Below are 13,317 nucleotides of genomic sequence, written 5' to 3' on the forward strand. Positions count from 1 at the left end.
GGGAACTAGCTCGACGGAGTCGAGTTCGGTTCCTCTCCTTCCTGGTGTGCGGATGTCGCGGCGCGAGGTCTCGGGATGGGGGTACTAGGGGAGCGACGCTTCCAATCGAGCACGTTCCACCGCTTCTCTTGAGCGTGCCTATACAAGTTCACATCAGGGTTGACCGCGCTCGGGTTGCCGACGAGCTGCAACCACATCAGGTCAGCGTGACTGTCGCCATAACCATACGACTCCGTCAGAGTGAAACCGTGCAGATCCGCGTAGTGACGTAACCACGCTGCCCGAGCTTCATCCACTAGAGGTGGATCAGCCAAGAAGCCAGTGAGCACACCGTCGCGCTCGTGCATTCGCCCGGCAACGACTTCGTCGAAGTAGGGGAGGAACGGCGTCACCATGAGATCGATCGTGCCCGTAACCAAGATGGTGCGGTGCCCAGCGTCACGGTGCTCCTGAACGCGACGCAGCGCATCCGGCATCACCCGGCGCATCATGGCCCGACCAAAACTGCCGCGCACCATCCGCTCGATCTCCACAATCTTGAACCCCTCATAGCGACGCATGAAGGTGCGGATGAACTCGCCACGGTCACGACGTTCAGCACGCAAATACTTGCGCAGCGAGAACGTGAAGTTCGCAAGATCGTGCACAACCCTGGCGCGGGGAACAGTTCCGCCCCAGAGCAGCAAATACTGCTTCACAAGGTTCGAGTCGACAACGGTGCCCTCAAGGTCGAAGACAGCGACAACATCGCTGCGCTCCGGGAGCTTCTTTGCCGTGCGAGCTTTGGCCGCGGGCCGGTTCGCAAATGCTCGAGTGAGAGTCGTGATGGCGGGAAAGTGCACCTGCTGAAAGTAGTTTTCCCAGTTAATCTCGGTGACATCAAAACGGGCGCTCTGCGGAGTCTTCTTCGGTAGCGACGCCAAGAGCTCGCGAGTGTTCCGGTCGTCGAAGATGATCTCCGTCTGCACGTAAGCGCGGTAGAGATTAGTGAATGCGCGCAAAACCTCGAGCTGATGCTGGCCGCTCTTGACCTCGTCTAGCCAACGACGCGTCTGAGGAGTGGGCGGCATTTTCGTGATCATTCGCTCCGCACGTGCCGCCTGACGCTCGCGCTTCACAAGCGCTTTCTCAACACGCTGGCCGCCAGGGAAACGCCACAACGGAACGCTGATCTCGCCATCTTCGGCGGGAAGCGGGTTTGCCGTGAAGTAGGCGTTGACGTTCTCATACATGCGGTGGAATGGCAGCGGATTGCTTGCCCCAGAACTCACGTGGTAATACTTGGGCGCCTTCGGATCGGCCTTCGTCGCAGCAGCAGCTAAAGCAGCATTCACGACAAAGTCGACCGGGATGACATCGAGAATCGAGTCGGGCAGGCCCGGGAAGTCAGGCAGCTGACCGCGGCCATAGGCGAGGATCAGCGGGTCAGCGACCTTGAAACCGTCGATCCAGCCCGGGATTGGGTGGTGCAGCGCGCTCTCGATAATCGAGGGGCGAACCACCGAGAGTCGGTGCCCGGCCTGAGCCCAGAGCTCCTCGGCAACTCGTTCGGCGAACGCTTTGGTGAGCGTATAGACGTCTGTCCAGCCTAGGCTCTCAGCGCGCATCCGGCCGTAATCAACAAGTCGATCGTGCACCCACTCAGCGCGTGCCGCCTCAGTGAACTGGGCAACAGCCTGCGGGCCGGCCTTACCGTGGCGAGCCTTCGCCGCATCCAGCTGCGCACGAAGGGCCTCTGGCTGGCGGGACTCGAACTCAACGCGAGTGCGGGCCGTGCGAGCAGCCTCATACTCTGCGCGCCAATCGACGTTGTGTACGAGCGATGCTTCTGGCACGATTCCCTTGCGAATTCCGCCAACATATGCGGTAGAAATGTGCACAACGTGCGGTCGAGACTTGCTCTCCAACAGTGCCGTGTAGATGCCCGTTGCTCCGCCAACATTGGTGTCGAAAGCTTCATCGATAGGCGGATCAAACGAGACCGTAGATGCACCATGGATGACGACATCAATGTCATCGGGCAGCGTGCCGACATCCGTCAGGCTGCCTTCAATCACGGTGACGCGACGGGCAACCTCGTCGAGAGCTTTCTCCTTGCCGATGGATTCCATCCACTGCGCGAAGACCGGCTTGCGCATGAGGTTGGCGAGTCGCCCCTCGCCGCTGGTCGAGCCTTTGCCGCGCACCAGGATCGAAATTCGAGTGCCGGGGTGACTCGAAAGTAGTCGCTCGAGAATTGCCTGACCGACGAAACCGGTGGCTCCCGTGAGAAAGACATGCTCTGTCGTGAGGGCTTTGATGGTCGTCATAAGGTGGCGGCCCGTTTCATGAGGTTGAGGTTGCTTTGGCCATCGAGGGAATCAATGTGTGCGTCGATGTCAGCGATGGTGGACGGCTGGCTGCGAAATAGGTACTCAAAGAAGAACTCGGTGTTCGTGCGGGGTTCAGCGCGGGCACCAATCGGCCACGGAGTTTTAGCGAGCCGTTTGCGGGTGACCTTCTGGGCGCGGGTTGACTCAGAAAGTCGGTGTCGCGACTGTGCCTCAAAAAACTCGAGTTGACGTGTCTTTGTCGACAGGATGCGGGAGATGGTATCTGTGAGCTGAGGGTTCGGGTCGAGTTCGATGAGGCGACGATAGGCAGCCTGCATGAGCCACTCATCGACAGTGCCCAACGTCATGTGCACCGCGATCATGGGCAGACCAACAATGTTGGCCACGATTGACTCTCGGATAGTGCGCTCAACCGGAGTGCGGAAGGGAGCGCGATCGGCATCCGCACCATCGTGGGCGCGAATGATCTGGTCGAGAGCATCCGCGATCCAGTACTTTTCAAACGCCCACGTAATAAGAAAGGCAGTAGCGCGAGAATCCTTATGGGTGGCAGTAACGAGCACACTGCGCAAGTGAGTCATTGTGCCGCGTTCGACGACCTGAAGATAGCGAAGAGTACGGAGAGAGTCAGGCGTGAGAGGAGCCGACGTATAGGCCTCAAGGTTGAGGTCGTCGCGGTAGCTCGCTTGAGCCTCGTTGGCATATTCCCGTACATCGAAGTTGGGCGCCGGAATTGACATGTCGTCGAGAGCAACCTCAAGATCCTTAGGCATCTTCTTCCTTCTCTCGAGGCAAAATGGGCGTGGCGACTTTCACCGATTCTAGTTGCGAGTCGCTCACGTAAACACAATCGTTACGGGAGCTGTGCCGTAGTCTTGGCGCCATGGCAACAGCGCTAATTACCGGTGGTACTTCAGGCATTGGCGCCGAGTTTGCACGGCAACTCGCCGAAAGCGGCACCGACCTTGTCTTGGTCGCGCGCAATGAAACTCGGCTGGCCGAGACCGCGGCGAGCTTGCAGGCCGAATTCGAAATCGCTGTAGAAACCATCAGTGCAGACCTCGCCGATCGAGATGACGTAATGCGTGTTGCAGCTCGCCTCACCGACGCCGATCGCCCCATTGATCTGTTCGTCAACAACGCCGGCTTCGGCGTACATGCCACGTTAACCGGCGCGGATGTTGCGAGCATCCACGAACATGCCTTCGACGTCATGTGTCGTGCAGTTCTGATTCTGGCGGGTGCGGCAGGCCGAGCCATGCGCGAACGCGGCAGCGGTTCAATCATCAACGTGTCGAGCATTGCAGGGCTGGTGACCATGGGCTCGTACTCGGCGATCAAAGCGTGGGTGGCGTCATACAGCCAAGGGCTTGCGGTAGAACTGCGCAACACGGGAGTTACCGTGACGGCGCTCATGCCGGGATGGGTTGTCACCGAGTTCCACGAGCGGGCGGGTATCCGAACCGGCTCGATCCCTTCATTCATGTGGATTGAAGCGTCGACCCTTGTGAAAGGTGCGCTGCGCGATGCGGCACGGGGCAAAGTCGTATCCATACCTACTGTTCGGTACCGAGTCATCGGATGGTTTGCTCGACATTTGCCTTTGCGCACAATTCGTTGGATTTCTGCGAAGATTTCCTCAAGCCGAAGTGATGAGGGCTCCGAACCTCATGGCGTGAAAGACACAACGACGACATGACCCGGACTTTTGACCGATTCAGCTCGCCAACGATGGCGGGCGCGAGATTCGTGGCGCAACGCGGACTGCTTAAGCCACTGGTGTGGTCACTCGTGCGCGTCGAAATCACCGGAGTCGAGAACATCGAAGGCCATGATGGCCCCTTCATCGCGGTGGCAAACCACTCCAGTCACTTGGATGCACCGCTCATCATTGGGGCGCTACCCCAAAAGCGGGCGCGGTACCTGGCCGCCGGCGCGGCTGCCGACTACTTCTTTGAGGTGTGGTGGCGAAAGTGGCTAACAGTGCTGTTTTTCAACGCCTTTGCGATTGAACGTAGTTCGGAGCGCAAACGTGCGGGATCATCCCGCTCACTTCTCGGGCGTGGTATCCCGATCCTCATATTCCCGGAGGGCGGCCGAACGCGCGAGGGCGTGCTCACCCGATTCAAGCCGGGAGCCGCAGCGCTCTCCATTCTCACCTCAGCGCCGTGCCTGCCGATTGCGCTTGTTGGCGCGTCCTCGGCAATGCCCCGCGGCAAGAGTTGGCCGAACCAGGGCCGACCGCCGGTAACGGTAGTGTTTGGCGAATTGATGTATCGCCTCGATTCTGAGACATCCGAAGCTTTTTCTACCCGACTCGCTGACACTGTGCGTCAACTGCACGAAACAGTTCAACCCATGCCAAGCGCTACCCCGAAGGGAACACAATGACCTCTGTCAAACACATGAAGTGGTGGGGTTGGGGCAATGAAGGGGTGGGATTTCACCACGAAGACAAGCCCGGTTTTGCACCCTTTGTGGAGTACGCAGTAGGTCTCGATCTCGGCTCAGCGACTCGCGCCGGAGAGCCATCGTTCGACGAGCTCGATGTTCCCAAGAGCACAGCGACTGCCGCATTCACTAAGCAGCTTGCCGCGATTGTCGGCGCCGACAACGTGACGCGCGATGACATGGCGCGCGTCATTCACACCTATGGCAAGAGCCTGCGCGACCTCGTGCGCATCCGCAGTAACGCCATCAAGCGCAGCCCCGACGTAGTGGTTTACCCTGCCGATGAAGCTGAAGTGCAAGCGATTGTGGATGCCGCGGTCGCAGCCAATGCCGTAATCATTCCCTTCGGAGGCGGCAGCAACATTGCGGGCAGCCTCGAAGCGATGCCTGCTGAGAAGCGCGTCGTAATTTCGCTCGACCTCGGACGGTTGCGCAAGGTTGTGGCAATCGATGCGGCTGCCGGCCTTGCACGAATTCAGGCGGGTGCCCAGGGCCCCGACCTCGAAAAGCAGCTCAACGCTCGGGGCTGGACAATCGGGCACTTTCCCGACAGCTTTACTCACTCGACCGTCGGTGGTTGGGTAGCTACGCGTTCCTCGGGAATGCAGTCAGACAAGTACGGCGACATTGCCGACATCACTCGCGGCCTTCGCGTCGTTCGACCGGATGCGATGCTCGTTCTTCGGCCGTTGCCGAGTACGTCGAGCGGGCCAAGCGTGCGCGAAATGATCCTGGGCAGCGAAGGGCGTCTCGGTGTCATCACTGAGGTCACCGTTCAGGTGCACCGCATTCCTAAAAAACGCGACGTCTACGCCTACTTCTTCCCGAACTGGAAGTCGGGAATCGCCGCAATGCAGGCGATCTCAGAGTCGGATGCCACGCCATCCATTACCCGCATTTCTGACGCTAAAGAGACCGGCTTCTCGCTCGCGACCAGCAAAACTCGCTCCGGCCTCAGCAAATTCACTGCGGAGACGGCACTGCCGAAAATCATGACGTCGAAGGGGTGGAATCTCGACGAGATCTGCCTGTCGTTTATCGGCTTCGAGGGTGGAGTCGCTCACGCGAAGCGCCAGAAGAAAATTGTCGACAAGATCGTGACGAAGCATGGCGGTATGGGCGTCGGTAAGGGCCCGGGCATCCTGTATGATCAGAAAAAGTTTGACACCCCCTACCTGCGCGATTTCTTGCTCGACATGGGGGCTGCCGGGGACGTTTCTGAGACGGCGACCCCGTGGTCGTCGGTCGTGAAGCTCCATTCCGCGGCGCACAAGGCAGCCCAAGCGGCGTACGATTCGCTCGGAACCAAGGGCTGGATCATGTCGCACATGTCCCACTCCTACCATTCGGGTGCGTGTCTCTACTTCACGTTCGCCTTCACCTTCCGCGACGACCCGCTGGGCGAATACGACACCGTCAAGCGTGCCATCCAGCAGTCATTCGTCGACAACGACGGCACTATTTCGCACCACCACGGTGTTGGTCTTGAACATTCGCCCTGGCTCGAACAGGACATATCGCCTGAGGGCGTCAAGGTAATGCGCGGACTATTTGATGCCGCCGATCCTGCGGGCAACTTCAATCCGGGCAAGATCACTCCGGCTCCGGTTGTTCCGGTGAGGGCTGCGCCCAAGACCAAGACCACGACCACGACCACGACTGCTCCGGCAAAGAAGACCGCAGCCGTAAAGAAGACTGCGCCGACGGCCAAGGCAGCACCGAAGACGAAAGCGGTGCCGAAGGCGAAGGCAGCCCCAAAGACCGCCACGGCACAACCGAAGTCGACTCGCGCGAAAGCTACTCCGAAGAAGTAGCGCGAGGGCGCGGCGCGGGTGGTGGCGGCACCTCTTTGGCTGCGATCACTCGCGCGAGCTCGATAGTTTCGAGCCCGCGTTTGGTAGCAACGACGCAGTGAGTGTCATCGGCGAGGTGAAAATAGCCAAGTGAGTCAGTCGCGCGCCCGTCGTCAATGAGGTGCCGCACAACAACGCGCGTTCCGCTGCTGGTTGCCTTCAGAAATTCGGCCGGGGTCACCATGAGCTCTTGTCGTAGTCTTTGAGGAAGATGCCGAACAGGTCTTCGCCATCTTCGCCGCGCACGATCGGGTCATAGACCCTGGCCGCACCATCGACGAGGTCGAGCGGCGCATGAAAGCCCTCCTCTGCCAGCCGCACTTTGGTGGGGTGGGGGCGCTCATCTGTGATCCAACCAGTGTCGACGCTGGTCATCAAGATTCCGTCGCTCTCAAACATTTCTCGTGAGCTTGTGCGGGTCAGCATATTCACGGCCGCCTTCGCCATATTGGTGTGTGGATGCCCGGGGCCCTTGTAGCCTCGACCGAACACGCCCTCCATCGCCGACACATTCACAATGTATTTGCGTCGTGACTGCGAGGCAGCCATTGATGGACGCAGCATCGAGATCAGCACGAACGGCGCCGTCGTGTTGGCCAGTTGAACTTCAAGCATTTCGAGCGGGTCAACCTGATCGACGTGCTGGGTCCACGAGTTGATCGAATCGAGGTCGGGAACGAGCCCGCCCGCATCGATCGCTGTGCCCGCAGCGAGGCGTTCAAGCGAGCTGGAGCCTGCGGTCATCGCCTGCTCAGTGAGTTCTTCAGCCCGAGTCGCGGCGGCAGCCAAAATGGGGTGTGCCGATACCGACTGCGCGAGAGCCTGCGGGTGCGGGTCATTGGTGTGGCCAAAGGTTACGAGTTCGGGCAGCGGGCCGTCGGGCAGCGGCGCAAGCTCGCCATCGACGAGTGGCTGGTAGGCGCCGGGGGAACGACGCACCGTCTGAGTGGCGTTATTGATGAGGATGTCGAGGGCACCCTGTGCGGCGACCGATTCAGCCAATCCGATGACCTGGGCGGGGTCGCGCAGGTCGATTCCGACCACGCGGAGACGGTGCAGCCAGTCTGCCGAATCGGGGAGGCTCGAGAAGCGACGAACGGCATCCCGAGGGAACCTCGTCGTGATTGTTGTGTGCGCGCCATCCCGCAGCAAACGCAGCGCAATGTACATGCCGATCTTTGCGCGACCACCCGTGAGCAGGGCACGCTTGCCGCTGAGGTCTGTGCGCGCGTCACGTTTGGCGTGATTGAAGGCGGCACAACTGGGGCAGAGCTGGTGGTAGAACGAATCAACGGTCGTGTATGGCTGCTTGCAGATATAGCAGGGGCGCGCCTTGATCAGTTCGCCGGCAGACGGCGCGGTCGTGTTCGTTGAGATCGGGATGCCGCGAGTCTCGTCATCAATGCGGTCCGCAGCACCGGTCGCGGTCGCCGCAATTACCTGACGATCAGCGTCCGCAATCGTGGCGCGCTTTTCAAGGCGGCGTTCCTTCTTGACCGCCTTGAACATTGCAGCGGTAGCGCGTCGAACAGTGACAAAGTCGGGGTGTTCCTCGTCGAATCCAGCCATCTGAGCCAGAACTTTGAGGGTTGTTTCAAGCTCCGTCGGATCGAGGCCGCTCTGGCCGGGCTCGGGGGATTCGCTTGAATTGGGCACACCAGATTCTACCCGCGAGCACAGGACTGCGGTGATCGGGTGAGCCCGCCACAAAGTGGCCACGTCACGCAGTCCAAACGTGCCTAGTAGCTCTAAGCTGGCGGAATGATCGTCAGTGTCGTCCTCGCGCTTGCTGGCTCCCTCTTTTATGGTGTCTCCGACTTTTTCGGCGGATTGAGCACTCGGCGTCTTCGCGTTGTTCCGGCGACCACGATCATCCACGTCTTCGCGACCCTCGCACTGTTCGCGGCGTTGCCGTTTGTCGTCGTGCGGTGGGAAGCCGGAGCCATTGTTTGGGGTGCGGTTGCTGGGGTGAGCGCAATCATTGGGCTGCTCACGTTCTATGCGGCTCTTGCCGACGGCCCTATGAGCCTAGTTGCGCCCCTCATCGCTGTCGTCGGTGCGGTGGTGCCGGTCGCCTTTGCCGTGATCACCGGGGAGCAGCTGCCGCTTCAAGCGTGGGGGGCAATCGTGCTCGCTCTCGTCAGCGCGTTGCTGGTCTCAGTGACTCGATCGGATGCCGCGGTACGAGTGCGGCCACGCACCGTCGTTGTCGCGCTGATCTCGGGAATCAGCCTGGGCACAGCACTAATTGCGCTCGATCAAGCGCCAGCGTCGGCGGGACTTGCAACGGCCGTTGTTGAAATCCTTGTTGGCCTCGGCGCGATGCTGATCGTGCTCGCGCTCACCAGACTGAGTGCACCACTGAGGCGATTCCTTGCGCAGTTCGATCATCAACCCGAGGGTGGCCCAGTCGTGAGCATTGCCCGCGCGCGGCTCCTTGCGGCAGCTGGTGGCGTGCTCGTCGGTGCCTCAAACGCATTCATTCTCTTCGCGCTCCAATTGGGAAGCTTGGCGGTGGTCTCTGTGCTCGTCAGCCTCTACCCGCTTGCCACAATCGTGCTCGCTCGGTTCACGCTGCACGAACGCGTCAGTAAGGTTCAACTTCTGGGCATGGGGCTTGCGCTTGTTGCTTCGGTCATCTTGGCGCTCAGCTAGTTCGGCGCAGCCGACCCTGTCACCCAGCTACGGTTGAACAATGGCCTCACTCTTGGATGCGCTTCCGACGCCCTTTGACGCAGACGCAACCTATGACGCTTTCGTGGGGTGGGCATCCGATCGCGGACTGAGCCTGTACCCGGCTCAAGACGAAGCCGTGATCGAGCTCGTCTCGGGCGCGAACGTGATCTTGTCGACGCCAACGGGAACCGGTAAGTCGCTCGTGGCAATTGCTGCTCATGCGATTGCCCTTGCCCAGGGCCAACGCACCTTCTACACAGCACCGATCAAGGCGCTCGTGAGCGAAAAATTCTTCGCTCTTGTCGAGATTTTCGGCGCACAGAATGTGGGAATGGTGACCGGTGATTCTTCGGTCAATGCCGATGCTCCCATCATCTGCTGCACGGCCGAGATTCTTGCAAACCTAGCGTTGCGCGAGGGGGCGGATGCCAGAGTCGACCAGGTAGTGATGGACGAGTTCCATTTCTACGCTGACCCCGATCGCGGCTGGGCTTGGCAGGTGCCGCTGCTCATTCTTCCCAACGTGCAGTTCGTATTGATGTCGGCGACGCTCGGTGATATGCAGCCGCTGGCCGATGACTTGAGCCGCCGCACGGGCCGCGAGACGAGTTTGATTACTGGCGTCGAGCGCCCAGTGCCGCTGCACTATTCGTGGGCCATCACGCCGATTCACGAGACGGTGGAAGATTTGCTGTCGACCGGGCAGGCGCCGATCTACATCGTGCACTTCTCACAGGCAGCCGCGCTTGAGCGAGCCCAGGCCATGACGAGCATTAAGGTAGTCACGCGCGAGCAGCGAGACAAGATCGCTGAGGCGATTGGGGACTTTAGGTTTACGACAGTGTTCGGAAAAACGCTGTCGCGACTCATCCGGTCAGGAATCGGTGTGCACCACGCCGGAATGCTGCCCAAGTACCGGCGACTCGTTGAGCAACTTGCTCAGCGCGGTCTGCTGCGCGTCATTTGCGGAACCGACACTCTGGGTGTGGGCATCAATGTGCCGATCCGCACGGTACTGCTGACTCAGCTGACCAAGTACGACGGAATTCGGATGCGCCAGCTCACCGCACGAGAGTTCCACCAGATCGCGGGGCGTGCAGGTCGCGCGGGATTCGACACAGCAGGAACGGTTGTTGCTCAAGCGCCAGAGCATGAGTCTGAGAACGCCAAGATGGTGGCGAAAGCGGGCGATGACCCTAAGAGGCTTCGCAAACTTGTGCGCAAGAAAGCCCCTGACGGCTTTGTGACGTGGAGCGAGTCGAGCTTCGAGCGGATGATCGCCGCCGAACCAGAGTTGCTCACGAGCAATATGCGCATGAATCACGCCATGATTCTCAACGTGATCGCTCGCGGGGGTGACGTCTTTTCAAATGTTCGGCACCTGGTTGAAGACAACCATGAGCCTCGACCCAGTCAGCGTGAGCTGGCACGTCAGGCGCTCGCGATCTATCGCGCTCTGCGCACCGCAGAAATCGTCGAAGAGCACCGAATCTCTGACACGGTAATTGTGGATGGCGAAGAGGTTGAGAGCTTCGACGAGCGCATCGAGATCCGGCTCACCGTTGATCTGCAGGCCAACTTTGCGCTCAATCAGCCCCTGTCGCCGTTTGCGGTCGCGTCCTTCGATTTGCTCGATCATGAGTCACCGAGCTACGCCCTCGACATGATCTCGGTGCTCGAGGCGACCCTCGAAAACCCTCGACCGATCCTTTCTCAACAACAGTTCATGGCGCGTGGCGAGGCCGTTGCCGCGATGAAGTCGGAGGGCATCGAGTACGACCAGCGCATGGAGTTGCTTGAGGGCGTCACGTGGCCGAAGCCGCTCGATGAACTGCTCAGCGCTGCCTTCGAAATGTACAGCGCAAGCCAACCGTGGATTGGTGATTTCGAGCTCAACCCCAAGACTGTTGTGCGCGATCTCTATGAGCGGGCCATGACGTTTGCTGACTTCGTCGGCTTTTACGGTCTCGCACGAAGCGAGGGCTTGGTGCTCCGCTACCTTTCGGATGCCTATCGGGCAACCCGTCAGACGATTCCGGATGACGCCAAGACCGATGAGCTCCTCGACTTGATCGAGTGGCTGGGCGAACTCGTGCGCCAGGTCGACTCAAGCCTCATCGATGAGTGGGAGGCGATGACCAACGGGGCCGACAGCGCGACCAGCGGTGAGCCAGTACTGCCGCCGACCCCGGCATCCGTTGTGACTAACGCCCGGGCATTCCGAGTGCTTGTGCGCAACGAGATGTTCCGCCGGGTGCAACTGGCCGCCCGCGATGACGCAGTGGCGCTTGGTGAGTTGGATGCCGCTGCCGGTTTTGATGAGCAGGCGTGGGGCGAGGCGCTCGACCGCTACTTTGGGGAGCACGACAGTATGTCGACGGCGGGGGATGCCCGCGGGCCAGCGATGATCGCGATTACCGAGATGCCGGGCAAGTGGCAGGTGCGGCAGATCATTGCTGATCCAGCAGGTAACCACGATTGGGCCATTTCGGCGTCGGTTGATCTCGTGGAATCTGCTGCTGAAGGTGTCGCTGTTGTGCGCGTATCTGGTCTCGTTCGACTCGATTAGGCGCTGGCCTGGGCATAAAAGATCGCTAATCGGGTGTTGTATAGAAGCGTGACTAGAGACCAACGACTCATTCTGATCATCGCGATCTTGGCGTCTTTTGTGGCGTTTCTCGATGGTTCAGTGATCAACGTTGCGCTGCCAGCAATTCGCGACGAGTTGGGTGGCGGGCTCAGCACACAACAGTGGGTCGTTGATGCCTACCTCATCACTTTGGGTTCGCTCATCTTGCTCGCCGGATCCTTGTCCGATGTTTTTGGTCGCATCGTTATTTTGAGGACAGGCTTAGTCTCGTTTGGGGTTGTGTCGCTCCTCATCGCGGTAGCACCAACGGCTGAGCTTGTGATTGTGTTGCGCGGATTTCAAGGAATTGCTGGTGCGCTGCTGGTGCCAAGCTCTCTTGCTCTCATCATGTCGACGTTTAGAGGCGCCGCTCAGGCCCGCGCTATCGGCCAGTGGACAGCGTGGACGAGCGCCGCGTTCATCATTGGCCCGCTCCTGGGCGGCATCTTCGTTGACCTGATCAGTTGGCGGCTCGTCTTCGCTATCAACGTTCTACCGATTGCAGTAACCCTCTGGATGCTGGTCGTGCTCGGGCACAGAGATGAGCGCAAGAAAGACACCCGCATCGACTACCTCGGTGCAATTTTGGGCATTGTTGGTCTTGGAGGCCCAGTCTTTTCGCTCATTGAGCAGGGAAACTACGGCTGGAGTAGTCCGGCCGTCTTCGTGCCCTTAGTTGTGGGGTTGCTCAGTCTGGCGGCGTTTATCTGGTGGCAGCGGCGTGCACCCCAACCGATGTTGCCCCTTGAGCTGTTCAGGCAGCGCAACTTCAGTATGGGCAATATCGCCACACTCTTTATCTATGGTGGGTTGGCTCTCGGTGGATTCATCGTGGTCGTCTATCTCCAGGAGGTGGCAGGTTTCGGGGCAACTCAGGCCGCGCTAGCATTCCTGCCGTCATCGATTGCCATCATCCTTCTGTCGTCATACTTCGGAAGTTTGAGCGGCAAGTTCGGCCCCCGAATTTTCATGACGCTCGGGCCGTTATTGGCGAGTATCGGCTATGTGACCTTCCTCTCGATGCAAGAGAGCGTCAACTACTTCACCCAAGTCTTGCCGGGAGTTGTGCTGTTCTCGGTCGGGATGTCGATGACAGTAGCGCCGCTGACGTCAGCAATTCTCGGCGCGATTTCGGCACGGCAGGCCGGAATCGGATCCGCCGTCAATAACGCAGTCTCCCGAATCGCTGGATTGATTACTGTCGCACTTCTTGGAGTGATCGTCGTCGGGCCTTTGACGGTCGAGAACTTTCACAACGTAGTGATCCTGACTGCAGTCTTGCTCTTCTCGGGAGCCATGGTGTCATTCGTGGGCATCCGTAACCCTGCGCGCTGTGAAGCCAAACCAACCGATGTTGCTCCGCCGCTTACCTAGA

The 13,317-nt window shown here is 59.7% G+C and carries 10 protein-coding genes; 6 read left to right on the forward strand and 4 right to left on the reverse strand.

Features of this window, described 5'->3' with window-relative positions:
* Positions 1 to 5 precede the first annotated feature (5 nt).
* Entirely contained in the window at positions 6 to 2,309 is a 2,304-nt protein-coding gene (locus ABD112_RS00130; protein WP_343922097.1) for an SDR family oxidoreductase, read from the reverse strand.
* Complete coding sequence (locus tag ABD112_RS00135; protein WP_343922099.1) at positions 2,306 to 3,106, reverse strand: hypothetical protein; 801 nt, start codon at positions 3,104 to 3,106, stop codon at positions 2,306 to 2,308. The genes ABD112_RS00130 and ABD112_RS00135 overlap by 4 nt, the downstream gene beginning before the upstream one ends.
* Before the next feature lie 110 nt (positions 3,107 to 3,216).
* Here ABD112_RS00135 and ABD112_RS00140 point away from each other — a divergent pair, with 110 nt between their 5' ends.
* The 3 genes from ABD112_RS00140 to ABD112_RS00150 are packed head-to-tail and all read left to right on the forward strand — an operon-like array spanning position 3,217 to position 6,598.
* Positions 3,217 to 4,032: an SDR family NAD(P)-dependent oxidoreductase gene (locus ABD112_RS00140; protein WP_343922101.1), complete on the forward strand. Its 816-nt coding sequence runs from the start codon at positions 3,217 to 3,219 to the stop codon at positions 4,030 to 4,032.
* The gene (locus tag ABD112_RS00145; protein WP_343922103.1) at positions 4,029 to 4,724 is read left to right on the forward strand and encodes a lysophospholipid acyltransferase family protein; all 696 of its coding nucleotides are present in this window, start codon (positions 4,029 to 4,031) and stop codon (positions 4,722 to 4,724) included. The genes ABD112_RS00140 and ABD112_RS00145 overlap by 4 nt, the downstream gene beginning before the upstream one ends.
* The gene (locus tag ABD112_RS00150; protein ID WP_343922105.1) at positions 4,721 to 6,598 is read left to right on the forward strand and encodes an FAD-binding oxidoreductase; all 1,878 of its coding nucleotides are present in this window, start codon (positions 4,721 to 4,723) and stop codon (positions 6,596 to 6,598) included. Before ABD112_RS00145 ends, ABD112_RS00150 begins: the two co-directional genes overlap by 4 nt.
* Here the strand turns inward: ABD112_RS00150 and ABD112_RS00155 are convergent.
* Positions 6,582 to 6,821, reverse strand: coding sequence for a hypothetical protein (locus tag ABD112_RS00155; RefSeq protein ID WP_343922107.1), 240 nt, complete (start codon positions 6,819 to 6,821; stop codon positions 6,582 to 6,584). The genes ABD112_RS00150 and ABD112_RS00155 overlap by 17 nt on opposite strands.
* The gene (locus tag ABD112_RS00160) at positions 6,815 to 8,293 is read right to left on the reverse strand and encodes an SDR family NAD(P)-dependent oxidoreductase (protein WP_343922109.1); all 1,479 of its coding nucleotides are present in this window, start codon (positions 8,291 to 8,293) and stop codon (positions 6,815 to 6,817) included. The genes ABD112_RS00155 and ABD112_RS00160 overlap by 7 nt, the downstream gene beginning before the upstream one ends.
* 105 nt (positions 8,294 to 8,398) lie before the next feature.
* On the opposite strand from ABD112_RS00160, the gene ABD112_RS00165 reads away from it, so the two are divergent.
* From ABD112_RS00165 to ABD112_RS00175, 3 genes are read left to right on the forward strand one after another with little or no spacing between them, the layout of a single operon-like run.
* Positions 8,399 to 9,292 (forward strand): EamA family transporter, encoded by an 894-nt coding sequence (locus tag ABD112_RS00165; RefSeq protein ID WP_343922111.1) that lies wholly within the window; start codon positions 8,399 to 8,401, stop codon positions 9,290 to 9,292.
* A gap of 40 nt (positions 9,293 to 9,332) precedes the next feature.
* Entirely contained in the window at positions 9,333 to 11,882 is a 2,550-nt protein-coding gene (locus ABD112_RS00170) for a DEAD/DEAH box helicase (protein WP_343922113.1), read from the forward strand.
* A gap of 48 nt (positions 11,883 to 11,930) precedes the next feature.
* Complete coding sequence (locus ABD112_RS00175; RefSeq protein ID WP_343922115.1) at positions 11,931 to 13,316, forward strand: MFS transporter; 1,386 nt, start codon at positions 11,931 to 11,933, stop codon at positions 13,314 to 13,316.
* The last annotated feature ends 1 nt before the right edge of the window (position 13,317 follow it).

This window comes from Rhodoglobus aureus, from assembly GCF_039527955.1.
Lineage (GTDB): Bacteria > Actinomycetota > Actinomycetes > Actinomycetales > Microbacteriaceae > Rhodoglobus > Rhodoglobus aureus.